We start from the raw sequence: 26,497 nt of genomic DNA, 5'->3' as shown, positions 1-26,497 counted from the left end.
GCCCCACCGTCCTGGTCTCGCCGGCGGTGTTCACAGCGAATTTTGAGAGAAAGAGCATCTGGTATGCAGGTCCATAAGTACGACGTCGTCATCGTCGGCGCCGGTGGCGCGGGCATGCGCGCAGCGATCGAATCCGGTCAGCGCGCCCGAACAGCGGTACTGACCAAGCTTTATCCCACGCGCTCCCACACCGGCGCGGCACAGGGCGGCATGTGCGCCGCCCTGGCCAACGTCGAGGAAGACAACTGGGAATGGCACACCTTCGACACCATCAAGGGTGGCGACTACCTGGTTGACCAGGACGCCGCCGAGGTCATGGCGAAGGAAGCGATTGACGCCGTCCTGGACCTCGAGAAGATGGGCCTGCCGTTCAACCGCACGCCCGAGGGCCGGATCGACCAGCGCCGCTTCGGTGGCCACACCCGCGACCACGGCAAGGCCCCGGTCCGCCGCGCCTGCTACGCCGCCGACCGCACCGGGCACATGATCCTCCAGACCCTGTACCAAAACTGCGTCAAGCACAACGTTGAGTTCTACAACGAGTACTACGTGCTGGACCTGCTGACGGTTGAGGAAGACGCGGTCCGCGAGGACGGCACCCCGTACAAGCAGAAGCGCGTTGCGGGCGTCGTGTCCTACGACCTGGCCTCCGGCGAACTGCACGTCTTCCAGGCCAAGTCGGTCGTGTTCGCCTCCGGCGGCGCCGGCAAGGTCTTCAAGACCACCTCCAACGCCCACACGCTTACCGGTGACGGCATGGGCATCGCGTTCCGCCGCGGTATCCCTCTGGAGGACATGGAGTTCTTCCAGTTCCACCCGACAGGCCTGGCCGGCCTGGGCATCCTGCTCTCCGAGGCGGCACGAGGCGAGGGAGCGATCCTGCGCAACTCCGAGGGTGAGCGCTTCATGGAGCGCTACGCCCCCACCATCAAGGACCTGGCGCCCCGTGACATCGTGGCCCGTTCCATGGCCAACGAGGTCCGCGAGGGCCGCGGCTGCGGCCCGAACAAGGACTACGTCCTCCTGGACCTGACGCACCTGGAGCCGGCGCACATCGACGCCAAGCTCCCGGACATCACAGAGTTCGCCCGCACCTACCTGGGCGTGGAGCCGTACACCGAGCCGGTCCCGGTCTTCCCGACCGCGCACTACGCCATGGGCGGCATCCCCACGAACATCAGCGCCGAGGTCCTGCAGGACAACGACACGATCGTCCCGGGCCTCTACGCCGCCGGTGAGGTCGCCTGCGTTTCCGTCCACGGCTCCAACCGCCTGGGCACCAACTCGCTGCTGGATATCAACGTTTTCGGCAAGCGCGCCGGCGTCGCCGCCGCCGAGTACGCCAAGACCGCCGATTTCGTGGAACTGCCCGCGGATCCGGAGGCCTACACGCTGAACCTGCTGGAGCACGTCCGCACCGCCAACGGCACCGAAAAGGTGGCCCAGATCCGCAAGGAACTGCAGGACACCATGGACGCCAACATGCAGGTGTTCCGCACCGCCGATACGCTGAACCAGGTCCTGGCGGACATCGCGTCCTTCGAGGAGCGCTACCAGCGGATCAACGTCCAGGACAAGGGCAAGCGCTTCAACCTTGACCTGCTCGAGGCCGTCGAGCTGGGCTTCCTGCTGGAGCTTGCCAAGGTCATGACCGTGGCGGCCCTGCACCGCGAAGAATCCCGCGGCGGACACTTCCGCGAGGACTTCCCCGAGCGCGACGACGAAAAATTCATGAAGCACTCCATGGCGTACAAGGATGAGCACGCTCCGGCGGACGGTTCCGCCGAGGCGATCGCCGGCATCCGGCTGGCTACCAAACCGGTGGTCTTCACGCGCTACGAGCCGATGGTGAGGAAGTACTAAGATGACCGCTGAACTCGCTGAGCCAGCCTCCAAGATCGAACTGCCCGCCGGCGTCGGCGGCGGCGGGGAAATCCCGTCCTTCGACGTGACGCTGCGCGTGCGCCGCTACAACCCCGAGGTCTCCGAGGAGGCCACCTGGGACGACTTCCAGGTCACCATGTACGGCACCGACCGCGTGCTGGATGCCCTGCACAAGATCAAGTGGGAGCAGGACGGCAGCGTCTCCTTCCGCCGGTCCTGCGCGCACGGCGTCTGCGGTTCCGATGCCATGCGCATCAACGGCCGCAACCGCCTGGCCTGCAAGACCCTGCTCAAGGACCTGGACACCACCAAGCCCATCACGGTCGAGCCGATCAAGGGCCTGCCGGTCGAAAAGGACCTGATCGTGGACATGGAGCCGTTCTTCCAGTCCTTCCGCGAGGTCATGCCGTTCCTGATCAACCGCGGCCACGAGCCCACCAAGGAACGCCTGCAGTCCGCCGAGGACCGCGAGCGGTTCGACGACACCACCAAGTGCATCCTGTGCGCCGCGTGCACCTCGTCCTGCCCGGTGTTCTGGACCGACGGCCAGTACTTCGGCCCGGCCGCGATCGTCAACGCGCACCGCTTCATCTTCGACTCCCGCGACGATGCCGGCGACATGCGCCTGGAGATCCTCAACGACAAGGAAGGCGTGTGGCGCTGCCGCACCACCTTCAACTGCACCGAGGCATGCCCGCGCGGCATCCAGGTCACGCAGGCCATCGCTGAGGTCAAGCAGGCCATTCTGTCCCGCAAGGTCTAAGTACCGCTAAGCCCTCCACGGGCACAGCACCACGACGACGGCGCCTTCCACCCTTGGGTGGGGGCGCCGTCGTCGTGTTACCCTCCCACGCCCCTCCCCCGCTACATCCCTCGAAAGGCCCCCGTGTCCCGCTCAGAAAAAGTCACCTTCGAAGGTTCCACCGGCGAACTGCTCTCCGGGGTCATCGACCTGCCCGAGGGCCCGGTGAAGGGCTGGGGCGTGTTCTCGCACGGCTTCACCCTGGGCAAGGACAGCCCGGCCGCCTCCCGGATGTGCAAGGCGCTGGCGGACAACGGGGTGGGCATGCTGCGCTTCGACAACCTGGGCCTGGGCGGCTCGGCGGGCGAATGGTCGGCCGGGTCCTTCAGCCACAAGGTGGCGGACACGGTCCGGGCGGCGGAGTTCATGCGCGGCTCCGGGCGGCCGGTGTCGCTGCTGGTGGGCCACTCCTTCGGCGGTGCCGCCGTGCTGGCGGCGGCCCACAGCATCCCGGAGCTGGACGCGGTGGCCACGGTGGGCGCGCCCTTCTCGCCCAAGCACGTGGCCCACGTCTTCGACGCGGCTTTGGACCGCATCCTCAGCGAGGGCAGCGCCGAGGTGGACCTGGGCGGCAAGCGGATGGAGATCCGTCGGCACTTCGTGGAGGACCTGGAGAACGCGGACCTCACCGACTGCATCCGCCGGCTGCACAAGCCGCTGATGGTACTGCACTCCCCCACGGACACCACGGTGGGCATAGAGAACGCCAGCAGTATCTTCCAGACCGCCCGGCACCCGCGGAACTTCGTCTCGCTGGAGGGCTCGGACCACCTGCTCACCGGAAAGGGGCAGGCGGCCCGGGCGGCGAAGATTATTTCGGCGTGGGCCGATCAGTACCTCGACGCCGGAAACTAGCCGGCGCCCGCCGCGGGCGCACGCGCGGCTCGGAGGGGGTCCGGCCGGGCTGGACCTGGCGGGCGCCCCAGCCGAGGGTCTTGTCCACCGGGCCGGCGGACCGGTCTGATTCGCGCACGGCGGACCAGGAGGCGGAGACGAGGTAGACCTGGCTGACCAGGTTGAACCAGACCAGCAGCCCGATGATGATGGCGAACGGGGCCAGGATCGGGTTGCGGCCCGAGCTGGCCAGCAGTTGGGTGCTGAAGAACTGCAGCACCGTGGTGCCTGCGGCGGCCATGATGGTGCCCTCCAGCAGCGCCCGCCGCGACAGGCGCACCCCGGCCGCCACCCGGAACATGATCAGGGCGGTCCCCCATGCCAGCAGCAGGGGCACCACGATGGTCACCGACGTGGTCAGCGGACCGGCCAGCAGCGGGTCCAGGTGCAGCAGGCCGGCAACCCAGTCGGCGGCCGTGCCGAACACCAGGGACGCGCCCGCGCTGACCACCAGGGCGGCACCGAGAAGCAGCAGGGTCCCGGCGTCGCGCAGGATCTGCAGCACGGGCAGGATGGGCCGCGGGCCCAGCTGCATCATGCCGCGGACGCCGTCGCGGACCCCGCTGATCCAGCCGAGCGCGGTGAACACCGTGACGGCGGCGGCAATCAGGGCGGTCCAGCCGAGGTTGGACGGGTTGAGCAGCTGGTGCGGGTCCACCAGTCCCGGGCCGCCGTTGACCTTAAGCAGGCCGGGGGCGGCGCCGGCGACGCTGCGGATGACCTGTTCCAGCAGGGCGGGCTGGCCGTTGAGGATCAGCCCGGCGAGGGAGAATCCGGTGGCCAGCAGGCCGGTGATGGAGAAAAACATCCGGAAGCCGATGCCCGCGCTCAGGAGCGGGCCGCGCTGGAGGTTGTAGTGCATGAAGGCCCGTTGCGGCCGGAAGGTGTTGATCTTCGCGAACAGCAGCGGCATGCCCGCCAGGACGTTGCCACCGGAGCGGCGGGCCTTGACCCAGTCCATCCGCTTGTGGATGACCTCCAGTCGCAGTCCGGGCAGGTCCGTGGGTGCGGGTGGGCTAGCGGGGGCCTTCTGTGGCGTCTTCGCCTCGGTGGTGGTCACGTTCGCTGCCAAAGTCCAGTTCTTCCCGTAGCTGCCAGATGCCGTTGTCATCGTGCTCGTAAAGACCCATGCTAGCCACCGGGAAGCTGGCCCTGTAATCCTTCAGCGCCGTTTCGGCCTCGTCGAGGCTTTCGGGGGCGACGTCGTGGGCCACGGTGACGTGCGGGTGGTAGGCGAAGGGCAGCTCGCGCTCCAGCGGGCCGCGCTGCAGCTGCCGGTGCAGGTCCACGCACTCGCCGAACCCCTCCTCCACCTTCAGGAACACCACCGGGGAGACGGGCCGGAAGGATCCGGTGCCGGCGATGGTGACGGTGAAGGGCTCCTGCCGGCCGGCGACTTCGCGGACGTGCCGCCGGGTGGCCTCCCAGTCCCGGGTGGTGGTGGTGGTGACCAAGGTGATGTGTGCGGGCACCGTGGCGGCCAGCGGGTCCCCGAAGGAGGCCCGCCAGCGCCGCAGCTCCTCGGCGATCCTGGGCGGGAAGCCCAGGATCACGCCGATGCTGATGCCGTCCTCCGGAGCTTGCGTGTCCTGACCCGCGGGCGCGGCCGCCGAGGGGGCGGTGCCGCCGGTGTCCCGGGACATTCCCGTGGACGTGCCGGTTTCGCTCGCGGTGACGTTGCTGGCGAAGGACATTGCCCTAGATGTCTCCCCGTGCCCCGGCGTACGGCAGGAAGCCCACCTTGGCGTACACGTCCTTGAGGGTGGCCGCCGCGGCTTCCCGGGCCTTGTCCGCGCCGACCGCCAGGAGGCGGTCCAGCTCGGCCGGGTCGGCCAGGAGTTCGTTGGCGCGGTCGCGGATCGGGCTCAGGTGTGCCGTCACCACCTCCGCCAGGTCGACCTTCAGGTGGCCGTACATCTTGCCCTCGTAGGCCGCGGTGAGCTGCTCGATGGACTGCCCGGTGATGGCCGAGTAGATGGTCAGCAGGTTGGAGACGCCCGGCTTGTTCTCCCGGTCGAAGCGGATCTCGGTGCCGGTGTCGGTCACGGCGGACTTGATCCGCTTGGCGATCAGCTTCGGCTCATCCAGCAGGTTGATCAGGCCGGCCGGGGACTCGGCCGACTTGGACATCTTCGCCGTCGGATTCTGCAGGTCGTAGATCTTCGCGGTCCCCTTCTGGATGAAGGGCTGCGGCACGGTGAAGGTCTCGCCGAAGCGGGAGTTGAAGCGCTGGGCAAGGTCGCGGCTGAGCTCGACGTGCTGGCGCTGGTCCTCACCGACGGGGACGCCGTGCGGCTTGTACAGCAGGATGTCCGCGGCCTGCAGGATCGGGTAGGTGAACAGGCCCACGCTGGCCTGGTCCGAGCCCTGCTTGAGCGCCTTGTCCTTGAACTGGGTCATCCGGGAGGCCTCGCCGAAGCCGGTGATGCAGTTCAGCACCCAGGCCAGCTGGGCGTGTTCGGGTACCTGGGACTGGACGAAGAGGGTGCACTTGTCGACGTCGACGCCGCCGGCGATGTACTGGGCGGCGGTCACCCGGGTGCGGCGGGCCAGCTCGGCCGGGTCCTGGGGCACGGTGATGGCGTGCAGGTCGGGGATGAAGAAGACGGCGTCGTATTCGTCCTGCATCCGGACCCAGTTCACCAGGGCGCCGAGGTAGTTGCCCAGGTGCAGCGAGTCGGCGGAGGGCTGCATTCCGGAGAGGATCCGCTGGCGGGTGCCGGGGGCAGCCGCCGGTGCGGCATCGGTGGAGGGGGTGGCGTCGGGGATCAGCGACGCGGTGGCGGGAGAGGTCATGGGGAAAGCCTTAAAACTAGAGCCGGTAGTCCACTACCAGCGGGGCATGGTCGGAGAAGCGGGTATCCCAGGACGGCGCCCGGTCAACGACGGCCTGCACCGCTGCGGTGGCGAGGGCAGGGGTGGCGAGGTGGTAGTCAATCCGCCAGCCCGTGTCGTTGTCGAAGGCCTGTCCCCTTTGCGACCACCAAGTGTAGGGGCCGTTGACGGTACCCGCCAGGCCCCTGTGAACATCCTTCCAGCCGATCTCCTCGCCCATGAAGCGGTCGAAATAGGCACGCTCCTCGGGCAGGAAGCCGGCACGTTTGACGTTGCCCTTCCAGTTCTTGATGTCCAGCTCCGTGTGGCCCACGTTCAGGTCCCCCACCACCAGGGCGTGGTCGCTGTGCTTGGACAGTTCCGGCAGCCGGGCCAGCATGAGGTCCAGGAAGCGGAACTTGTCGTCCTGCTTCGGGGTCCCGGCCTCGCCGGAGTGAACGTAGGCGCTGACCACGGTCAGCGTGGCGGGGTTACCGGCGGCGTCGCGGACGATGTAGTCCGCCTCCACCCAGCGGCCCGCGGTCGCGAAGTAATCGTGGCCGATGTGTCCCCGGGTGGCCGTCGGCTCCGTGCGCGAGGCGATGGCGACGCCGGCGCGGCCCTTCGCCTCGGCTTCGGCGTGCAGGATGTGCCAGTCGTCGCCGAGCAGGTCCCGGACCACGGCGTCGGGCGCGCGGACCTCCTGCAGGCAGAGGATGTCCACCTCGCGCGCCGCCAGCCATTCCGCCATGCCCTTTTTGTAGGCGGCGCGGAGGCCGTTGACGTTGACCGTTGCGATGCGAAGGTGGTCCTTCTCCAATGCCGAGCTCACCCGATCCACTCTAGTCGATGATGGTTCCGCTCACCGGCTCGTCGGAGGAGCCGCCGGACTTGATCATGTCCCGGGCGTTGGTGGCGGTGATTTCGATCGTCTCGAGGGCGCGGCGGATGGTGTCCTGGTCCGAGGCGGCGCCCTTGGCCCGTTCCTGCTCGACGACGCGGACCTGCACCTGGACGATCTTGAAGGAGTGGTCCAGCTTCATGTCGCGGACCTCGTCGGCCTCCCGGCGCTCCCCGACGACGCGGGTGCCGCCGTGGTCGGCGCTGCCGGCCGACGGCGCCCGGCCTACGGCGGAGTTGAAGGCGTTCTGCGCCTCGTTGAGCTTGGCCCCGGCGCGCTTGGCGGCCTTCTGGATGCTGAAGACCACGAAGGAGGCCAGCGCCAGCCAGAAGAAGGCGATAACGGCGACAACCCAGCCCACGACGTCGTTCTGGTTCGCCGCGAAGATGACGGCCACCAGGAAGGCGATGATGAACACCGTCATGCCGAGGCCGCCGATGCGGAACATCGGGTTCTTGCCGGCGGCGGCGAACGGGGACGTGGTGGAGGAAGGGTTGCCGAGGGATCGCATGGGTCCATTATCGCAAACGGCGTGCACCGCCCGTGGCGCTTCCACCCCCGGCGAACGGACCGACGTTGTCCCGGGCCGCAGGGCCCACGGGAAGGCCGCCGCCGGGGCCGCTACTTCAGGAACAGCCGGCGCAGCCGGCCCGTGGTAAGGGCGACGCCGAGCACGATCATCACCAGGTAGTAGCCGATGTGTAGCGCTGTGGAAGCGTCGAAGGCGCCCACGCTGATCTGGCGGAGCAGCTCCACCCCGTGCCAGAGCGGCATGGCCTGGATCAGCAACTGGATGGGTCCCGGGTAAACACTCAGCGGGTAGAAGGTGGCACTGAAGAGGAACATGGGCAGCATGATGAAGTTGATCCAGTCCATCTGCTGGAAGGTCTTCATGAAGCTGGTGATGCCCATGCCGAAGCTGGCGAAGCCGAACGCGATCAGCACCGAGGCCGGAATCATCAGGATGGCCCACGGGGTGGTGATCAGGCCCATCACGCCCATCACCGCGGTGAACCCGGTGGCGTACATGAGGCCGCGGAGCAGGGCCAGGAAGATCTCCCCCATCGCGACGTCGATCGGCCCCAGCGAGGTGTAGAGCATGCCCTGGTAGAGCTTGGCGAAGTTCATCTTGAAGAAGACGTTCCAGGTGGAGTCGTACACGGCGCCGTTCATGGCCGAGACCGCCAGCAGCGCCGGGGCGATGTACGCGGCGTAGGAGATCTCCTGGCCGCCGGGGCCCTGCACCGTGCCGACGATCGCGCCGAGGCCCACGCCCATGGAGATCAGGTACAGCACGGGCTCGAAGAAGCCCGAGAGCATCACCATCCAGTTGCTGCTCTTGGTGGCCATCAGCCCGCGGGCGACGACGGCGCGCACGTTGCGCGAGTACAGCGGGCCGAAGCGGCGGGCGCGGGCGGCGTCGGTGACGCTGGGGGCGCCGTCGTGGTGTCCGGCGGTGGCAAGCGTGCTCATGCACCCATCCTTGTGGCGAACTGGCGCCGGGTCAGGACCCAGCCGAGGACCGTGAGGCCGGCCAGGACAATCAGGTGGACGGCGCTCAGCCAGGCCGGCTCGGGGTAACCGTAGGTGACCACCCGGCCGAGCTCTGTGCCGTGCCAGATCGGGGAGATCCAGCCGACCCAGCGCACCCCCAGGGGCAGGGTGTCCAGCGGGAAGAAGGTGCCGGAGAACAGGAACAGCGGCATGACTATGAAGCGCATCACCATGGCGAATTGGCCCTTGTCCTCCTTGATCCGGGCCGCGTAGGCCATCAGGGGCAGTCCGAAGGCGAGGCCGGCCAAGGTGGCGATGAGGATCGAGACCCAGCCCCAGCCGCTGGGTGAGGCGCCGAACAGGGTCACCACGCCGAAGTAGATGGCTGACTGCAGCAGGAACCGGACTGTCACGGCGATGATCTGTCCGGCGGCGATCTGTTCCGGGGTCAGCGGGGAGGCGTGCGGGCCGTAGTAGACCCGGCGCCACTTGAATCCGTCCATCACCGGGAAGGTGAACTCGTTCGCGGCGGTCATCACGGCCGCGGAGATCAGCAGGGCCGGGGCGATGAAGGTCAGGTAGCTGACGCCGCCGAAGGCCGCGGCGGAGTTTGAGTCCACCAGCGTGGCCAGTCCCACGCCCATGGCGAAGAGGTAGGCGACTGGCTGGCCCACGCCGTACATGACGATGGTCCAGCCGTAGCCTTTCATCACCCGCAGGACCTGTTCGGCGTAGTAGAACGCACCCCAGCGGCGGGCCTTGGCCGCGGAGACCTCCGGCGCGTGGGCGCGCCCGGTCCCGGCCCGCGGCTCCGGGCGGGCCGCCGTCGTTTGTCCCGGCTCGGTCACGGCCGGATTCCTAGTCAACGAGGCTCCGGCCGGTCAGGCGCAGGAAGACGTCCTCCAGCGAGGAGCGGCGCACCAGCGAGGTGACGGGGCGGAGGCCGCGGGCGGAGACCTCTTCCAGGGCGGCCTCGCCGTCGTTGGCGTAGATCAGGACGCGGTCCGGGAGGGTTTCGACGCGTTCGCCGATGCCCTCGAGTTCGGCGCCGACGGTGGCGTTGCGGGCGGACCCGAAGCGCAGTTCGAGCACCTCGCGGGTGGAGTATTCGCGGATCAGGCTGGCCGGGGAGCCCTCGGCCATGATCCGGCCCTTGTCCACCACGATCAGCCGGTCGCAGAGCTGCTCCGCCTCGTCCATGTAGTGGGTGGTGAGGATCAGGGTGACGCCCTGTTCCTTGAGCCGGAACAGCCGGTCCCAGAGGATGTGGCGGGCCTGCGGGTCCAGGCCCGTAGTGGGCTCGTCCAGCAGCAGGATCTTGGGCTCATTGATCAGGGAGCGGGCAATCGTGAGGCGCCGCTTCATGCCGCCTGAGAGCGCGTCCACCTTCGCCTTTGCCTTGTCGGTCAGCTGCGCGAACTCCAGCAGTTCGTCGGCCTTGGGCTTGAGGTAGCTCATCGGCAGGCCGAAGTAGCGGCCGTAGACCAGCAGGTTGTCCCGGACCTTGAGCTCCTCGTCCAGGTTGTCCTGCTGCGGAACCACGCCCAGGTGCGCGCGGACCTCGGGGCCGTGTTGCTCCGGGTCCAGGCCCATGATCGTCAGGGAGCCGGAGGTGCGCTGGGAGACGCCGCCGATCATCCGCATGGTGGTGGACTTGCCGGCGCCGTTGGGGCCCAGCAGGCCGAAGGCCTCGCCGGCGGGCACGCGGAAGCTGATCCCGTCCACGGCGGTCATGTCGCCGTAGCTCTTGGTCAGGTTCTCGGCGGTGATGACGTACTGGGCGGGGCCGGATTCGGCGGCGCTTTCCACGGGCGATTCTTTTGCGGCGAGTTCAGGCACCCGAAACACGCTAGTCCATCCGGGCAAACCATGAAAGAGTCTTTTCGTAAATTCTTGGGACTTTTCGGGCCAGGAAACCCAACTGACTCGCAGCTGGGGCCGTTTTGGGTGCTGAAAACGGCCTCAGCTGCGAGTCAGTTGCGGTCGTTAGTCCTGGAGCTGGCGTTCGGCGGTCTCCACCACGTTGGCCAGCAGCATGGCGCGGGTCATCGGTCCCACTCCCCCGGGGTTCGGGGAGATCCAGGCGGCGACGCCGGCCGCGGCGGGCTCCACGTCCCCGGTCACCACGGCCTTGCCGTTGCCGTCGTCGACTCGGCTGACGCCCACGTCCAGCACGATCGCGCCGGGCTTGAGGTCCGCGGCCTTGATCATGTGCGGCTGGCCGGCGGCGGCGATGACGACGTCGGCCTGCCGGATTTCGGCGGGCAGGTCCACGGTGCCGGTGTGCGCGAGGATGACCGTGGCGTTGACGTCCTTGCGGGTCAGCAGCAGTCCCACGGGCCGGCCGATGGTGACGCCGCGGCCCACCACCAGGACGCGCTTGCCCTTGAGGTCGATGCCGTGGCGGGTCAGCAACTCAATGCAGCCCTTGGGCGTGCAGGGCAGCGGGGAGGTCATCGGCCCGGACACGTTGGCCACCAGGCGGCCAAGGTTCATCGGGTGCAGGCCGTCGGCATCCTTGTCCGGGTCCATCGCCTCGAGGATGACGTCCTGGTTGATGTGCTTCGGCAGTGGCAGCTGGACGATGTACCCGGTGCATTCCGGGTTCTCGTTCAGTTCCCGGACCACGGCCAGCAGTTCCTCCTGGGTGGTCTCCTCGGGCAGGTCGCGGCGGATCGAGGTGATGCCCACCTCGGCGCAGTCCTTGTGCTTGCCTCCGACGTACCAGGTGCTGCCCGGGTCGGAGCCGACGAGGATGGTGCCCAGTCCCGGGACGACGCCGCGGGCCTTGAGGGCGGCGACGCGTTCGGTCAGTTCGGCCTTGATGGCGGCCGCGGTGGCCTTGCCGTCGAGGATGCGGGCGGTGCGGGTTTCGGTCGTGTCGTTGGTCAACCGGATCACCACTGCTCGTGCTGCGGGTACAGCGGGAAGTCGGCGGCGAGCTTGTCCACGCGGGACTGGAGGGCCTCGACGTCGGCGCCGGTGCCTGCCTTGAGGGCGGTGGCGATGATGTCGGCGACCTCGGTGAATTCCTCTGCGCCGAAGCCGCGGGTGGCCAGGGCCGGGGTGCCGATCCGCAGGCCGGAGGTGACCATCGGCGGGCGCGGATCGAACGGAACGGCGTTGCGGTTCACGGTGATGCCCACGGAGTGCAGCAGATCCTCGGCCTGCTGGCCGTCCAGCTGGGAGTTGCGCAGGTCCACCAGGACCAGGTGCACGTCGGTGCCGCCGGTGAGGACCGAGACGCCGGCCTCGGCGACGTCGGCCGCATTCAGCCGGTCGGCGATGATCCGGGCGCCCTCAAGCACGCGCTCCTGGCGTTCCTTGAACTCCTCGCCCGCCGCGATCTTGAACGCCACGGCCTTGGCCGCGATGACGTGCATCAGCGGGCCGCCCTGCTGGCCGGGGAAGACGTTGGAGTTAATCTTCTTGGCCCACTCCTGCTTGGCCAGGATCACGCCGGAGCGCGGCCCGGCGAGGGTCTTGTGCACGGTGGAGGTAACGACGTCGGAGTGCGGCACCGGGCTCGGGTGCAGGCCGGCGGCCACCAGCCCGGCGAAGTGCGCCATGTCGGTCCAGAGCAGGGCCCCGACCTCGTCGGCGATCGAGCGGAAGGCGGCGAAGTCGAGGTGGCGCGGGTAAGCGGACCAGCCGGCGATGATGACCTGCGGCTTCTCGGCGAGCGCCTGCTCGCGGAGCTTGTCCATGTCCACCCGGAAGGTGTCCTCCTCGACCTGGTAGGCCGCGACGTCGTACAGCTTGCCGGAGAAGTTCAGCTTCATGCCGTGGGTGAGGTGCCCGCCGTGGGCCAGGGACAGGCCCATGATCTTGTCGCCCGGGGTGATCATCGCGGAGAGGGCGGCGGCATTGGCCTGCGCGCCGGAGTGCGGCTGGACGTTGGCGAACTCGGCACCGAAGAGGGCCTTGACCCGGTCGATCGCGAGCTGCTCGGCGACGTCGACGTATTCGCAGCCGCCGTAGTAGCGGCGGCCCGGGTAACCCTCGGCGTACTTGTTCGTCAGCACGGAGCCCTGGGCTTCCATGACGGCGCGGGGGGCGAAGTTTTCGGAGGCGATCATTTCCAGGGTGCCGCGCTGGCGGCCGAGCTCCTGGTCCAGGACGGCGGCAATCTCGGGATCGAGTTCAGCGAGGGGCTGGTTGCTTACGGCTGCTGAAGAAAGGCGAAGGGAAGTAGTCACGAAGAACTCCTGGCTTGGCAACGGTCACTGCTGTGAGGTCAGGTTACCGGCTGGTCCGCGCTGGCGCCGCTAGATGACGGTGCCTGCGGGAGGGCAGCGCGGGGCTGCCAACCGGAAAAACATGACCCTCGGCCCAGGCGTACGATCCGTGGTCTGCGTGCGTGCCGCTCCCTGGTGGTAAGCCACCCAACGCCAGTTGCGACAGGTTAAGCCTATCCCAGCCGCGGGTAGGCTGTTCTATCGTGACTGACGACCAGCTGACTGCCTCCTATATCCTCACCCTCTCCTGCCCGGACCGGCCCGGCATCGTGCACGCGGTGGCCGGCGCCCTGCTGGTGGCGGGCTGCAATATTACGGACTCGCAGCAGTACGGCAGCGAGGGCACGGGCACCTTCTTCATGCGGGTGGAGGCGACGACGGCGGCCCCCGAGTCGGAGCTGCTCGCCGCCCTGGAGCCGGTGGCACAGGCCTTCGGCATGCAGTGGAGCCTGAACCCGGCCGGCAGGAAGCTGCGCACCCTGCTGATGGCCAGCACCTCGGCGCACTGCCTGAACGACCTGCTGTTCCTGCAGCGCTCCGGCACGCTGCCGATCGAAATCCCCGCGATCGTCTCCAATCACCGCGACCTCGCAGGCCTCGCCGAGTTCTACGGCATCCCCTTCCACTACATCCCCGTCACGAAGGACACCAAGGCCCAGGCCGAGGACGCCCTCCGCGCCCTGATGGCCGAGCACGACGTCGAACTGACCGTCCTGGCCCGCTACATGCAGATCCTCTCGGACGAGCTCTGCACCGAACTGACCGGCAAGGCCATCAACATCCACCACTCGTTCCTGCCCTCCTTCAAGGGCGCCAAGCCGTACCACCAGGCGCACGCCCGCGGCGTGAAGCTGATCGGCGCCACCGCGCACTACGTCACCGCCGCCCTGGACGAGGGCCCGATCATCGAGCAGGAGGTCATCCGCGTGGACCACCGGCGCACCGCCGAGCAGTTCGTGCAGATGGGCCGCGACGTCGAGGGCCGCACCCTGGCCCAGGCCGTGCAGTGGCACGCCGAGCACCGGGTGCTGTTGGACGGCAACCGGACAGTCGTCTTCAGCTAGCCGTTTCCGGGAGGGCCCTTGCCGCGTGCGCGGCCGGGGCCCTTTACTGGAGCCATGACCACACCCGTGACCAGAAACAACGGGGCGCAGCGGCTGGACGACTTCGTGGCCCTGCTCAAGGAGGAGGGCCGGCACGCCGTGCTGGGCCTGGACTGCGGCACGGGCGCCGAGGGCCTCGCCTTCGTCCGTGCCGGGCTCCACTTCACCGGCGTGGACGCCTCCGAAGAGAACATCCACGCCGCCCGCGCCCACGGCCTCTCCGCCTCGGTTGCAACCGCCGCGGCCCTGCCGTTCGCGGACGCAGCCTTCCCGGCCGTCTGGGCCCCGGACGCCCTGGCCGGACTCGACGCCGAGGCATCGGACGGCGCCCTCCGCGAACTCCGGCGCGTGGCCGAACCCGGCGCACCGATCGCCGTCGTCCTCCCGCAGGGCGGCCCGGACGCCGGTGCCGGACCCGGCTTCACGGTTCTCCGCGCCTGATCCGTGCCTGATCCGTGCCTCCCGGCGCTCCCGCAGGTCCGGCCGCTGTCCTAGGCTGGGGTCCATGACTCCCGTTTACGCTTTCGCCGGCGAGACCCCGGCCGTCCACGACTCCGCCTTCGTTGCCCCGAGCGCCTCGATCATCGGCAACGCCACCCTCGCCGAGGACTCCAGCGCCTTCTACGGCGTCACGGTCCGCGCGGACACCGCCGCCATCAGCGTCGGGGCCGGCAGCAACCTGCAGGACAACGTGGTGCTGCACGCGGACCCGGACTTCCCCTGCACGGTGGGCGCGGGCGTCAGCATCGGCCACGGCGCCGTGGTCCACGGCTGCACGGTCGAGGACGACTGCCTCATCGGCATGGGCGCCACGGTCCTCAACGGCGCCGTGATCGGCGCCGGCTCGCTCGTGGCGGCGGGCGCCGTCGTGCTCGAGGGCACCGTCATCCCGCCCCGGTCGCTGGTTGCGGGCGTGCCCGCCAAGGTGCGCCGGGAACTGACGGAGGAGGAGTTCGACGGCGTCCGCCACAACGCCGCGCACTACCGCGAGCTCGCGCGGGCGCACCGCGAGCTGCACCGCTGATCCGTAAGGGGGTATTCGGGGGCGGGCGCGCCGCGGCTTGCGTTAACTTCTTGACTACAAACCCCTGATGGTGCACGCTTCTTTGCATGCCCTCACCAACGCGCTCAACGAGGAGCCGCACGAAAAACCCCGGGTCGCAGTCCGCGCTCCGCCATTTGAACCAGCAACGGATCATCGAATGCCTGCTCGCCGGCCCGTCCACGCAGGCTGAACTGGCCCGGCAGACCGGGCTCTCCACGGCCACGGTGTCCAACATCGTCAAGATCATGCAGGACGCCGGGCTCGCCTCCACCGAACCGACCACCAGCTCCGGCCGCCGGGCCCTGAACGTCCGGCTCAACAGCCAGGGCGCCGTGGCCGTGGGCATCGACTTCGGCCGCCGGCACCTGCGCGTGGTGCTGGCCTCACTGAGTTACCACGTCCTGGCCGAGGAGGCGGTGCTCCTGCCGCTGGGCCACCACGCCGAGGACGGCATCGCCGCCGCCGTCGCCGTCCTCGACCGGCTGCTCGATACCGGCGGCGTCGAACGCAGCGCCCTGGTGGGTGCCGGCGTCGGCATCCCGGGCCCCATCGACCGCCGTTCCGGCACCGTCGCCCAGGGCGCCATCCTCCCGGAATGGGTCGGCATCAACATCCTGGAACGGCTCGAGGAAGCCCTGGATCTGCCGATTTTCGTCGACAACGACGCCAACCTGGGCGCCCTCTCCGAGGTGACGTGGGGACCGCACAGCGGCACCAGCAACCTGCTCTTCCTCAAGATCGGTTCGGGCATCGGCGCGGGCCTGATCATCAACGGCATGCCTTACTACGGCAACGTCGGCATCACCGGCGAAATCGGCCACGCCACCATCCACGAACACGGCCTGGTCTGCCGCTGCGGCAACCGCGGCTGCCTGGAAACCGTCGCCTCCACCACGACCATGCTGGAGTTGCTCAGCCGCGGCGACGACCGGCCCATGACCAGCGAGGACATTGTCCGCAAGGCCCTCGCCAAGGACTCCGCCACCCTGCGCGTGGTGGACGACGCCGGCCTCGCCGCCGGGCGTGCGCTGGGCAACGTGGCCAACCTGATCAACCCCGAGGTGATCGTCGTCGGCGGGCCGCTGGCGGGCCTCGGCGAGCTCCTGCTGGACCCCATCCGGCGGGGCCTGATCCGGCACGCCGTGCCCGTCATCGGCGAGACCACCACCCTCACCATGTCCTCCCTGGGCGACCGCGCCGAGGCCCTCGGGGCAACCGCACTGGTCTTCCAGCAGGCCGGAATCCGGCGCAACTAGCTCCACCGTTATCCGTCCGTTGCGTTAAAGACTTGACGACAACGACGTGATCCAGTTTACTTTTCCATCAGACGGCCCTGCGGTTTGCAGGGGCGGACAACGAAGTCATGCATTGGAGGCGTAAGGGCAGATGACGTCCCTCGACACGCACAGCGATCCCGTAATTCTCGAGATGCGCTCCATCACCAAAGAGTTCCCCGGCGTTAAAGCTTTGGCCGAGGTGAACCTGCGGGTGAAGGCCGGCGAAATCCACGCCATCTGCGGTGAAAACGGCGCCGGCAAATCCACCCTGATGAAGGTCCTTTCGGGCGTTTACCCCCACGGCAGCTACACCGGCGACATCGTCTACCAGAACGAAGTCCAGGAGTTCAAGGACATCCGGGCCAGCGAGCACGCCGGCATCGTGATCATCCACCAGGAACTGGCGCTGATCCCCGAACTGTCCATCATGGAAAACATCTTCCTGGGCAACGAACCCACCAAGCGCGGCGTGATCGACTGGGCCGAGGCCCGGCTCCGCTCCACCGAACTGCTCGCCCGCGTGGGCCTGCGCGAGGACCCGGACACCCCGGTCAAGGAGATCGGCGTCGGCAAGCAGCAGCTGGTCGAGATCGCCAAGGCGCTGAACAAGAAGGTCAAGCTCCTCATCCTCGACGAGCCCACCGCGGCCCTGAACGAGTCCGACTCCCAGCACCTGCTGGACCTGATCCTGGGCCTCAAGGGCCGCGGCATCACCTCGATCATCATTTCCCACAAGCTCAACGAGATCGAGCAGATCGCGGACTCCATCACCATCATCCGCGACGGCAAATCGATTGAGACCCTCGATGTGAAGGCCGACGGCGTCGACGAGGACCGCATCATCAAGGGCATGGTGGGCCGGACCCTGGAGTCCCGCTTCCCGGACCACACCCCGAACATCGGCGAGACCTTCTTCGAGGTCAAGAACTGGACCGTGGGCCACCCGCAGATCCAGGACCGTCTGGTCTGCAAGAACTCCAGCTTCTACGTCCGCCGCGGCGAGATCGTCGGCTTCGCCGGTCTCATGGGCGCGGGCCGCACCGAACTGGCCCGCTCCCTGTTCGGCCGCTCCTACGGCCGCTTCATCTCCGGCCACGTCTACAAGGACGGCAAGGAGATCCACCTCAAGACGGTCAAGCAGGCAATCAATGCCGGCCTTGGCTACGTCACGGAGGACCGCAAGTCCCTGGGCCTGAACCTCCTCGACGACATCAAGGCCACCACCGTCTCGGCGGCGCTGAAGAAGATCAGCAAGCACAACGTGGTCGACGCCGACCAGGAGTTCACGGTCGCGGAGCAGTACCGCAAGTCGCTGCGCACCAAGACCCCGTCGGTGGAGGAAGGCGTCGCGAAGCTCTCCGGCGGCAACCAGCAGAAGGTCGTCCTGGCCAAGTGGATGTTCACCGACCCGGACCTGCTGATCCTCGATGAGCCCACCCGCGGCATCGACGTCGGCGCCAAGTACGAGATCTACGGCATCATCCAGCAGCTGGCCAACCAGGGCAAGGGCGTGATCGTCATTTCCTCGGAACTGCCGGAGCTGTTGGGCCTCTCCGACCGCATCTACACCATCTTCGAAGGCGCCATCACCGGCGTGCTGACCAAAGAGGAAGCCAGCCAGGAAAGCCTGATGAAGCTGATGACCTCCGCCCGCAAGACTGCCTGACCCCGGGCGATCCAGAACAATCCGGACTACAAGGACTGACACAATGAACGCGCTCAAGAAGCTCTTTGGCGGCAACACCCGCCAATTCGGCATGATCTTCGCCCTGGTTGCGCTGATCGTCTTCTTCCAGATTTTCACCGAGGGCCGCACGCTCACCCCGGGCAACGTCATCAACCTCTTCAACGGCAACTCCTACATCCTGATCCTCGCGATCGGCATGGTGCTGGTCATCATCGCCGGCCACATTGACCTCTCCGTCGGCTCCGTGGCCGCGTTCGTGGGTGTCAGCGTGGCCCTGATGATCCGCGACTGGGGCATCCCGTGGTACCTCGGCATCCTCTTCGGCCTGCTCCTGGGCGCGCTGATCGGCGCCTGGCAGGGCTTCTGGACCGCCTACGTCGGCATCCCGGCCTTCATCGTGACCCTCGCCGGCATGCTCCTGTTCCGCGGTTTCAACCAGTACGTCGGCAAGTCAAACACCATCCCGGTGCCCAACGACTTCCAGTACATCGGTTCCGGCTACCTGCCCGAGGTGGGCCCCAGCACCGGCTACAACAACCTGACCGTGCTGCTCGGCCTGCTCGGCGTCGCCTACGTGGTCTTCAGCGAACTGCGCGCCCGCCGCAAGGCCAAGTCCCTCGGCGCCGACGTGACCGAGAGCTGGGTGACCATCACCAAGCTGGTCCTGATCTGCGCGGCCATCCTCTACGCGACGTACCTCTTCGCCACCGGCCGCCCGGGCACCTCGTTCCCCATCCCCGGCCTGATCCTGGCCGTCCTGGTCCTGCTCTACGGCTTCATCTCCTCGAAGACGGTCATCGGCCGCCACGTCTACGCCGTCGGCGGCAACCGCCACGCGGCCGAACTCTCCGGCGTCCAGTCCAAGAAGGTCAACTTCCTGGTCATGATGAACATGTCGATCCTGGCCGGCCTGGCCGGCATGATCTTCGTCGGCCGCTCCACCGCCTCCGGCCCGTTCGACGGCGTCGGCTGGGAGCTGGACGCGATCGCGGCAGTCTTCATCGGCGGCGCGGCCGTGACCGGCGGCGTCGGCACCGTGATCGGCTCGATCGTCGGTGGCCTGGTGATGGCGGTCCTGAACAACGGCCTGCAGCTGCTCGGCGTCGGCGCCGACCTGACCCAGATCATCAAGGGCCTGGTCCTGCTGATCGCCGTCGCCTTCGACGTCTACAACAAGTCGCAGGGCAAGAAATCGATCATCGGCATGATGATGAAGAACTTCGGCCGCAGCAACGAGATCAAGGCCGACGAGACCACTTCCACCAAAGAGGTCATCGCCAAGGAATCCTGACCGGATCCCTTCCCAGTTACCACCGAGTCTCCACACACCACCAAAAAGAAAGTGAACCAAGCAATGCAAATGATTGGTAAAGCAGGAAAGGCAGCAGCAATCGCTGCTATTGCGGCACTGGCGCTGACAGCCTGCGGCCGTGCCGACAGCGGATCTTCCGGTTCCGCGAGCAGCGGCGGCGAGGCGTTCCCCAAGAACTCCCCGATCGGCGTCGCCCTCCCGCAGAAGACCAGTGAGAACTGGGTCCTGGCCGAGAAGCTGTTCAACGATGGCCTCAACGGTGCAGGCTTCAAGGCTGATGTTCAGTTCGCCAACGGTGGCGTTTCCGAGCAGCAGAACCAGATCAGCGCCATGGTCACCAAGGGTGACAAGGTCATCATCGTCGGTGCCATCGACGGTGCGCAGCTGGGTACCCAGCTGAAGCAGGCCAAGGACGCCGGCGCGACTATCATCGCGTACGACCGTCTGCTGCTGAACACCGAGAACGTCGACTACTACGTCGCCTACGACAACTTCAAGGTTGGCGTGCTGCAGGGCCAGGCCCTGCTGGACGGCATGAAGGCCAAGAAGCCGACGGGCCCGTACAACATCGAACTGTTCGCCGGTTCCCCGGATGACGCCAACGCGAAGGTCTTCTTCGACGGCGCCATGAGCGTGCTGAAGCCGAAGCTGGACGACGGCACCCTCAAGGTCGTTTCCGGCCAGACCTCCTTCGAGCAGGCCGTGACCCAGGGCTGGAAGGCTGAGAACGCCCAGCGTCGTGCCGACACCCTGCTCAGCGGCAGCTACGGCAGCGCCACCCTGGACGGCGTCCTGTCCCCGAACGACACGCTGGCCCGCGCGGTCCTGACCTCGGTCAAGGCTGCAGGCAAGCCGCTGCCGGTTATCACGGGTCAGGACTCCGAGGTTGAGTCCGTCAAGTCGATCATGGCCGGTGAGCAGTACTCCACCATCAACAAGGACACCCGCAAGCTCGTTGAGCACGCGATCACCATGGTCAAGGACATCCAGGCCGGCAAGAAGCCTGAGATCAACGACGACAAGTCCTACAACAACAAGGTCAAGACCGTTCCGGCCTTCCTGCTGGAGCCGGTCATCGTGACCAAGGAGAACGTCAAGACCGCTTACGTCGACGATCCGGTACTCGGACCGATCACCAAGTAGTCTTCCGCTTCACCATTAGGGCCCCGGCTCCCCCGCAGTTTTCGCTGCGGGAGGGTCGGGGCCCTGGTGCGTCCGGGGGTTGGTTCGGAGGGAGTTTCCGCCGCGGTTCGGCGGCGGTTCCGGACTTCGCGGCGGTTTCAGCTTTTCGCGGCGCTTCCGGACGGGCGCGGCCCGGGTCCGGGGTGCGGCTGCCCGGAAACGGCGCGCTTTTCCGGAACGGGCGCGCTCGTGGGTTAGCAGGACGTGGGTGCGGTAGCTGGCGGGGAACGACGACGACGGCGCCCCGGGTGAGAGGATGGCAGCATGAACGCCCCGATCGCCAGGCCCTGGCTCTTTGACCAACCCGACCAGGATCCCCGGACCGCCACCGGAGCCCGGTTGCGGTGGGGCGTCATCGCCACCGGCGGGATCGCGGCCACCGTCACCCGGGACCTGGAGCTGCTCGCGGACGCCCAGCTGTACGCGGTGTCCTCCCGCAGCCAGGCCGCCGCGGACGCCTTCGCCGCGGACTACGGTTTCGCCCGCGCCTACGGGGACCGGGACGGGGTTCCGGGCTACGAGCACCTGCTGGCCGACGACGCCGTCGACGTCGTCTACGTCGCCACCCCGCACGCCCAGCACCACGCTATCGCCAAGGCCGCCCTCCTGGCCGGCAAGCACGTCCTCTGCGAGAAGGCCCTCACCGTCAATGCCCGCGAGGCGGCCGAGCTGATCGACCTGTCCCGCGCCAACGGACTGTTTTTGATGGAGGCCATGTGGAGCCGGTTCCTGCCGGCGATGCAGCGGGCCTTCGAGATCGCCGCGTCGGGCGAGATCGGCCAGGTCCAGTGGGTCGGCGCGGACCTGGGTTTCCCGGCCCCCTACTCCCCCACCTCCCGGCTCTGGGCACCCCGGGACGGCGGCGGCGCCCTGCTGGATATCACCATCTACCCGCTGCTCTGGGCGCTGGGCACGCTGGGCTTCCCACAGACGGTCACCGCCACCGGTTTCGTCAACGACGACGGCGTCGACGCCCAGAACGCCCTGACGCTCGGCTACCACCACGGGGCGCAGGCACAGCTGACCTCCTCCCTCCTGGTGCACGGGCCGCGCACCGCCACCGTCGCCGGGAACAAAGGGTTCCTGCAAAGCCTGGGATCCATCAACAACCCCCGGGAGCTGCTGGTCCGGGTGGGCTTCGACGACCCGCGGACGGAACAGTTCACCACGGTGGGCCGCGGCTATAGCTACGAGCTGCGCGAGGTCACCCGCTGCATCCAGCAGGGGCTGACCGAGAGCCCGGTGATGCCGCTGCAGGACTCCCTCGACACCATGCGATTGTTCGATGGCGTCCGCGCCCAGCTGGGGGTCAGCTACCCCAACGACGTGCAGGTCCGCTGACGCCGGACCCTGGCCGACGCCGGCCGGCGGACCAGGAACCCGGAATCCGGGACTAATAGTGTCCTCCCGCTCTGGACGCGCCACTACCCCTGGATCTACGCTATAGGCCAATCATCGAGCCTTTCCGGGGAGGGGTGTTGCGCATGCGTGAAGCGGCGGGCCCTTCCCCCCTGCGCCTCCGGCTCCGGCGGCTGCTCCTGGCCCTGCTCGCGGTGTGTGCCTGGCTGACGCTGAGCGCCGCCGCTGCCAGCGCAGACGAACCGGCCGCCGTCACCGCCGGCCACCTGGAAACCTCGCTGGGCACCATGATCCAACTGCCCATGACCGACGAGGCGCTCGAGGCCGCCGCGACACCCGCCCCGGATCCGACGCCGACGGCCACGGCTCCTGCCGTCGAGGCGACGCCGGTGTCTCCGGCACCCGCGCCCACCGAATCGGCCCCTCCGGTCAGCAACCCCCAGCCGGACCCGGCCCCCGCTCCCGTCACCGCCCCGGAGCCGACCGTACAAGATCCACCAGTGCAGGAACCTGCCCCGGCTCCCGATCCCACTCCCGCCGTCCCGGCACCCGTGCAGCCCGCAGACCCCGTCGTCGTGCCCGTTCCCGTGGTCACACCCCCGGTTCCGGTGCCGCCCGTGGCCACCCCGGCGCCGCCACCCACGCCCGCCCCGGCCCCCACCACCCCGGCGCCGACACCCTCAGCCACGGCTCCGGCTCCTGCTCCCACTCCGGTGGTCACCGTTCCCGTGGTAAGTGTCCCGGCGCCGCCCGTTCCGGTGTTGCCCGTCATCGACCCCCTGGCCGGATCCACCGGCACCACCCCTGCCACCCAGACGCCCGCGCAGTCGGCCCCGGCAGCCTCTCCCCAGGCCGCCGAGGCCGCTTCCCCGGCCCGGCCCGCCGCCTCCGGCCAGCCCACCGGTCCCGCCAGCCCGGCCCCCGCGGTAACTGTCGCAGCCGTCGACACGGCGCTCTCCTGCAGTCCGGCCCCCGTGGTCGCGCGCCCGAACGTCGGCAGCATCACCAGTTACGCTGCCACACACCCGTCGTTCACCCCGGCACTGGTCCTGCCTGAGCCGAATCTGCCCGCGCCAGCGCCCGGCACCGCGCCGGCAGGGTCGGCGGGCACCGCCGCGCCCGCAGGAGACAGCGCCCCCGCAGCGCCCGCCGGCAACACCGACCTGCCGCACCCCTGGGGCGGGGGAACCGGCTTCCCGGCTCCCACCGCGCTCCCGCCCGCCCCCGGCTCGGGGTCCGGCGGCGGCCCCACCGCCGGAAGCGCGGCCGGAACCGCCGCCTGGCTGCCTGATGCCTTCCTCGTCGTACCGCCGCAGGGCTTCGAGCCCATCAGCGGCCCGCTCCAGCACGCCTACCGCGCCGTCACCGCGGATCCCGGCTCTTCTCCCGACTAGCTGGACCGTCCTCTGCAGCATCGCTGTGCAGAGAACCGTCCCGCGGGCCGCCCCTTGCGCCCGCCACCAGCTCGTCAGGAGAAGTTTCCATGTGCCTCACCCCCCGCCGGACCCCGGCACCCGTTTCCCGCTTCACCCAGCGTCCCGCCGTCGCGCCACGCCGCCAGCAGGTCCCGCGCCGCCGCAGCCGCGTCCTCCCGGCCACTGCGGAACGCCCGCCGTGACACCGGCCGCCCCGCGCAGGTTCTCGTGAGCGCCGGGGCGTGGTCGTTGGGTCCGCTGGGGGATCCAACGGCCCCGCAGGCCCCGGCGGAACCCTTCAATCCCATGCCAGCAAGGCGCCGTCGCCGCACAGCTCAGTCGTCCGCGGCGGTGCCCCTGTCAGAAAGGTCCAGACCAGGAACAAGCGCACAGCACCAGTCATGTACCAGCACCACCATGGGGGCCATTCCGTCCCCGCGCCGAACCGCGATACCCATACCCGTATCATTTCCTTAGGACGCCACCGCGGCGTCGGAAGCAACAGGGGGTACCCGTGGACACGTCGCCCAACGAGGTCACGGCCGAGATTCTCAGCGGCCGCTACCGACTGGGAGAGGTCATCGGCCGGGGCGGAATGGCTTCGGTCTACACCGCCAGGGACGAGAACCTGGGCCGCGACGTAGCGCTGAAGCTCTTCGCACCCCAGGCCTCCGACGCCGACGAACTCCGCCGGCAGCAGGCCGAAATCGAGCTACTGGCCACCCTCAACCACCCCGGCCTGGTCACCCTCTTCGACGCCGGCACCGACACCCGCCTCCCGGACGAGCCCCGCCCGTTCCTGACCATGGAACTGGTGGACGGACAGGACCTCCGCACCCGCATCCGGCACAGCCCGCTCCCCCTGGACGAGGTGGCCGTGATCGGCGCCGGCCTGGCCGACGCCCTCGCCTACGTCCACTCCCTCGGCATCATCCACCGGGACCTCAAACCCGCCAACGTCCTGCTGGTCCGGACCCGGCCGGGCGAGCCGCTCCGGCCCAAGCTGACCGACTTCGGCATCGCCCGGATCGCCGACGGGACCCGCCTCACCGCCACCGGGACGATGGTGGGCACCGCCGCCTACCTCAGCCCCGAACAGGCCCGCGGCGCGGACATGGGCCCGGCGAGCGACATCTACTCCCTGGGCCTGGTGCTTCTGGAGTGCATCAAGGGCACCGTGGAATACCCGGGAAGCGCCGTCGAATCGGCGGTCGCCCGGCTGCACCGGGCCCCCGCCATCCCCGACGACGTCCCCGCCGCCTGGGCCGGCCTCATCCGTGCCATGACGGCACTGGACCCGCTGGAACGCCCGGCCGCCGCCGACCTTGAGCCCGTCCTGCGCCAGGCCTTGGTCTCCCCGGATCACCTGCCCGGCCCGCTGGCCGAGCAGCAGACCCGCGTGCTGCCCGCGCCCCCTGCCCGGCCGCCCAGGTCAGCGAGGGGTCCGGCCCGGGGCTGGTCGCGGAATGCGGGCAAGGGTGCGGCCGCGGGTTCAGATGCAGCCTCGACGGCGCGGACGACGGCGCCGGGTACCGCCGCGCTGCCGCCCATCCCGTCGACTGCCGCACTGCCCACCTCCCGGCCGGGTCTCTCAGCAGTGGCGGGCCGGGGCGCCGCCCGGCGGCCGCTGGGCCGGCGGGCCAAGCTCCTGCTGGGCCTCGCCGTCGTCGTGCTGCTCGCGGTTGCCGCCGCCGTGGTGCTCTCCCTGACCGCGGCGCCCGCCGCACCGCCGCCGGTCCCGTACCCGGCAGTGACGGGCGACATCGGTGAGCACCTGAAACAGCTGCAGGAAAGCGTGAACCCATGACCGGACTGTCTTTCACTGGCGCGCGCCGCGTGAACCGCCGTGTCGCCGGCGCCGCGTTGGCCCTGATCGTCGGGGCAGGCGCGCTGGCGGGCTGCGCCTCCGTCGCCCCCGACCTGGACGCCGCCGCAGCCGGCCAGCTGCAGTCGCGCGTCCTCGCCGTCACCCAGGCCGCGGCCGCCGACGATTCCCCGGGTGCCCTGAAACAGCTGGATGAACTGACCACCGCCCTGGATACCGCCGCGGCCGACGGCAAGGTCTCCTTCAAGCGGCACCAGAGCATCAAATCCTCCATCGACGCCGTCCGGAACGACCTGAACGCCCGGATCGCCCAGCAGCAGGCCGCCAAGGATGCAGCCGCCAAGGCCGCGGAAGAGGAGAAGGCCGCGCAGGCCGCCCGCGACGCGGCGGCCAAGGCGGCTGCGGAACAGGCGGCCGCCGACCAGGCCGCCGCCCAACAGGCTGCCCAGCAGGCACAGCAACAGGGACCCGGTAAGGCCAAGGGCGGCAAGAAGGGCGGCTAGGGCCGCCGGACTTTTGCCGTCGCCGCCCCGGCCTTCGTGCGCGGACTTTGCCGGATGCCCCGTTGCGGATAGCTTGTGAATCAGGCCGCAGAGAGCCGGGCTTTATCCGACCAGAGGAGTACAGAGCGCATGGCAACAGTGCAGGAATCCATCGACGTCAACGTCCCCGTCAAGCAGGCCTACAACCAGTGGACCCAGTTCGAGGATTTTCCCCAGTTCATGACGGGCGTCGACAGCGTCCGGCAGCTCGATGACACCACCGTCCACTTCGAGACCAGCATCAGGGGCGTCCAGCGCGCCTACGATGCCCGGATCACGGCGCAGGAACCGGACCGGCTGGTGGCGTGGGAGAGCATCGACGCCCCGCGAAACGCCGGCACGGTGCGCTTCACCGAGCTCACGCCGGGCTCCGTGCGGGTCGACGTGGAGCTCAGCTGGGAGCCCGAGGGTGCCGTGGAGAAGCTCGGCGCAGCCGCCGGGCTCGACTCCCGGCAGGTGGCCGCAGACCTGGAGCGGTTCAAGAAGTTCATCGAGGACCGGGACTTCGAGACCGGCGCCTGGCGGGAACGCGTCAACAACGGTGAGGTCGACTCCGGGCTGACCCCGGTGACGGACCCGGACTACGACGTGATCGGCACGGGCGCTCCGCAGAACACCGACCCGGACCTGGCCACGGAGCCGGCGACCGGCCCCGCAGCGGACGCGGACGACGCCACCGCCGCAGGCGGACGCCGCGCCGACGACTAGCGACGGATTCGAAAC

26 protein-coding genes are annotated in these 26,497 nt (G+C 68.7%); 16 read left to right on the top strand and 10 right to left on the bottom strand.

What is annotated here, in order from left to right:
• The first annotated feature begins 63 nt into the window (after positions 1 to 63).
• The 3 genes from sdhA (at position 64) to AB0305_RS14310 (ending at position 3,541) form a co-directional block, all read left to right on the top strand.
• Complete coding sequence (gene sdhA, locus AB0305_RS14320) at positions 64 to 1,863, top strand: succinate dehydrogenase flavoprotein subunit (protein ID WP_290258847.1); 1,800 nt, start codon at positions 64 to 66, stop codon at positions 1,861 to 1,863.
• A gap of 1 nt (position 1,864) precedes the next feature.
• Positions 1,865 to 2,647 carry a succinate dehydrogenase iron-sulfur subunit gene (locus tag AB0305_RS14315; protein WP_290258846.1) on the top strand — a complete coding sequence of 261 codons (783 nt, stop codon included), beginning with the start codon at positions 1,865 to 1,867 and terminating at the stop codon, positions 2,645 to 2,647.
• Positions 2,648 to 2,770: 123 nt separating this feature from the next.
• Positions 2,771 to 3,541, top strand: a complete 771-nt coding sequence (locus tag AB0305_RS14310; RefSeq protein ID WP_364136776.1) for an alpha/beta fold hydrolase — start codon at positions 2,771 to 2,773, stop codon at positions 3,539 to 3,541.
• Here AB0305_RS14310 and AB0305_RS14305 read toward each other — a convergent pair.
• From AB0305_RS14305 to glyA, 10 genes are all read right to left on the bottom strand, one after another.
• Positions 3,498 to 4,541 carry a YihY/virulence factor BrkB family protein gene (locus tag AB0305_RS14305; protein WP_364137291.1) on the bottom strand — a complete coding sequence of 348 codons (1,044 nt, stop codon included), beginning with the start codon at positions 4,539 to 4,541 and terminating at the stop codon, positions 3,498 to 3,500. The genes AB0305_RS14310 and AB0305_RS14305 overlap by 44 nt on opposite strands.
• 55 nt (positions 4,542 to 4,596) lie before the next feature.
• Complete coding sequence (locus tag AB0305_RS14300; protein ID WP_364136774.1) at positions 4,597 to 5,274, bottom strand: 2'-5' RNA ligase family protein; 678 nt, start codon at positions 5,272 to 5,274, stop codon at positions 4,597 to 4,599.
• 4 nt (positions 5,275 to 5,278) lie between these two features.
• Positions 5,279 to 6,376, bottom strand: coding sequence for a tryptophan--tRNA ligase (trpS, locus tag AB0305_RS14295; protein WP_364136772.1), 1,098 nt, complete (start codon positions 6,374 to 6,376; stop codon positions 5,279 to 5,281).
• Between the two features lie 16 nt (positions 6,377 to 6,392).
• Positions 6,393 to 7,226: an exodeoxyribonuclease III gene (locus tag AB0305_RS14290; RefSeq protein WP_364136770.1), complete on the bottom strand. Its 834-nt coding sequence runs from the start codon at positions 7,224 to 7,226 to the stop codon at positions 6,393 to 6,395.
• Positions 7,227 to 7,236: 10 nt separating this feature from the next.
• Positions 7,237 to 7,806, bottom strand: coding sequence for a hypothetical protein (locus tag AB0305_RS14285; RefSeq protein ID WP_364136768.1), 570 nt, complete (start codon positions 7,804 to 7,806; stop codon positions 7,237 to 7,239).
• Positions 7,807 to 7,916: 110 nt separating this feature from the next.
• Positions 7,917 to 8,768, bottom strand: coding sequence for an ABC transporter permease (locus AB0305_RS14280; protein WP_364136766.1), 852 nt, complete (start codon positions 8,766 to 8,768; stop codon positions 7,917 to 7,919).
• Positions 8,765 to 9,637 (bottom strand): ABC transporter permease, encoded by an 873-nt coding sequence (locus AB0305_RS14275; RefSeq protein ID WP_364136764.1) that lies wholly within the window; start codon positions 9,635 to 9,637, stop codon positions 8,765 to 8,767. The genes AB0305_RS14280 and AB0305_RS14275 overlap by 4 nt, the downstream gene beginning before the upstream one ends.
• A 10-nt stretch (positions 9,638 to 9,647) precedes the next feature.
• Positions 9,648 to 10,523: an ATP-binding cassette domain-containing protein gene (locus tag AB0305_RS14270; RefSeq protein WP_290258869.1), complete on the bottom strand. Its 876-nt coding sequence runs from the start codon at positions 10,521 to 10,523 to the stop codon at positions 9,648 to 9,650.
• A 252-nt stretch (positions 10,524 to 10,775) separates the two neighbouring features.
• A complete protein-coding gene (locus tag AB0305_RS14265) occupies positions 10,776 to 11,681 on the bottom strand; it encodes a bifunctional methylenetetrahydrofolate dehydrogenase/methenyltetrahydrofolate cyclohydrolase (RefSeq protein WP_364136762.1) in 906 nt (301 codons plus the stop codon).
• Positions 11,682 to 11,686: 5 nt separating this feature from the next.
• Complete coding sequence (gene glyA, locus AB0305_RS14260) at positions 11,687 to 12,988, bottom strand: serine hydroxymethyltransferase (RefSeq protein ID WP_364136760.1); 1,302 nt, start codon at positions 12,986 to 12,988, stop codon at positions 11,687 to 11,689.
• A gap of 242 nt (positions 12,989 to 13,230) precedes the next feature.
• Between glyA and purU the strand changes: the two genes are divergently transcribed.
• The 13 genes from purU to AB0305_RS14195 all read left to right on the top strand — a co-directional run bounded on the left by purU (position 13,231) and on the right by AB0305_RS14195 (position 26,482).
• Positions 13,231 to 14,091, top strand: coding sequence for a formyltetrahydrofolate deformylase (gene purU, locus AB0305_RS14255; protein WP_364136758.1), 861 nt, complete (start codon positions 13,231 to 13,233; stop codon positions 14,089 to 14,091).
• A 54-nt stretch (positions 14,092 to 14,145) separates the two neighbouring features.
• Entirely contained in the window at positions 14,146 to 14,571 is a 426-nt protein-coding gene (locus AB0305_RS14250) for a class I SAM-dependent methyltransferase (RefSeq protein WP_364136756.1), read from the top strand.
• Positions 14,572 to 14,635: 64 nt separating this feature from the next.
• Positions 14,636 to 15,154 carry a gamma carbonic anhydrase family protein gene (locus AB0305_RS14245; protein WP_364136754.1) on the top strand — a complete coding sequence of 173 codons (519 nt, stop codon included), beginning with the start codon at positions 14,636 to 14,638 and terminating at the stop codon, positions 15,152 to 15,154.
• An 86-nt stretch (positions 15,155 to 15,240) separates the two neighbouring features.
• Positions 15,241 to 16,431, top strand: coding sequence for an ROK family transcriptional regulator (locus AB0305_RS14240; RefSeq protein ID WP_364136752.1), 1,191 nt, complete (start codon positions 15,241 to 15,243; stop codon positions 16,429 to 16,431).
• A gap of 130 nt (positions 16,432 to 16,561) precedes the next feature.
• A complete protein-coding gene (gene mmsA / locus AB0305_RS14235) occupies positions 16,562 to 18,118 on the top strand; it encodes a multiple monosaccharide ABC transporter ATP-binding protein (RefSeq protein WP_364136750.1) in 1,557 nt (518 codons plus the stop codon).
• Positions 18,119 to 18,161: 43 nt separating this feature from the next.
• Positions 18,162 to 19,430, top strand: coding sequence for a multiple monosaccharide ABC transporter permease (gene mmsB / locus AB0305_RS14230; RefSeq protein ID WP_290258831.1), 1,269 nt, complete (start codon positions 18,162 to 18,164; stop codon positions 19,428 to 19,430).
• A 63-nt stretch (positions 19,431 to 19,493) separates the two neighbouring features.
• On the top strand, positions 19,494 to 20,594 hold the full coding sequence (locus tag AB0305_RS14225) for a sugar-binding protein (RefSeq protein ID WP_290258830.1): 1,101 nt from the start codon (positions 19,494 to 19,496) through the stop codon (positions 20,592 to 20,594).
• A 303-nt stretch (positions 20,595 to 20,897) separates the two neighbouring features.
• Complete coding sequence (locus AB0305_RS14220; RefSeq protein ID WP_364136747.1) at positions 20,898 to 21,974, top strand: Gfo/Idh/MocA family oxidoreductase; 1,077 nt, start codon at positions 20,898 to 20,900, stop codon at positions 21,972 to 21,974.
• A gap of 143 nt (positions 21,975 to 22,117) precedes the next feature.
• A complete protein-coding gene (locus tag AB0305_RS14215) occupies positions 22,118 to 23,386 on the top strand; it encodes a hypothetical protein (protein WP_364136745.1) in 1,269 nt (422 codons plus the stop codon).
• A gap of 89 nt (positions 23,387 to 23,475) precedes the next feature.
• Positions 23,476 to 23,610: a hypothetical protein gene (locus AB0305_RS14210; RefSeq protein WP_366173227.1), complete on the top strand. Its 135-nt coding sequence runs from the start codon at positions 23,476 to 23,478 to the stop codon at positions 23,608 to 23,610.
• A 311-nt stretch (positions 23,611 to 23,921) separates the two neighbouring features.
• Positions 23,922 to 25,214 (top strand): serine/threonine-protein kinase, encoded by a 1,293-nt coding sequence (locus AB0305_RS14205; protein WP_364136743.1) that lies wholly within the window; start codon positions 23,922 to 23,924, stop codon positions 25,212 to 25,214.
• Complete coding sequence (locus tag AB0305_RS14200) at positions 25,211 to 25,735, top strand: mucin-associated surface protein (protein ID WP_364136741.1); 525 nt, start codon at positions 25,211 to 25,213, stop codon at positions 25,733 to 25,735. The genes AB0305_RS14205 and AB0305_RS14200 overlap by 4 nt, the downstream gene beginning before the upstream one ends.
• Positions 25,736 to 25,864: 129 nt before the next feature.
• Positions 25,865 to 26,482, top strand: coding sequence for an SRPBCC family protein (locus tag AB0305_RS14195; RefSeq protein ID WP_364136739.1), 618 nt, complete (start codon positions 25,865 to 25,867; stop codon positions 26,480 to 26,482).
• Positions 26,483 to 26,497 lie beyond the last annotated feature (15 nt).

The organism is Arthrobacter sp. NPDC080086 (assembly GCF_040702285.1).
The sequence above is the reverse complement of the archived record's forward strand: the minus strand, read 5'-3'. Positions and strand labels throughout refer to the sequence as shown.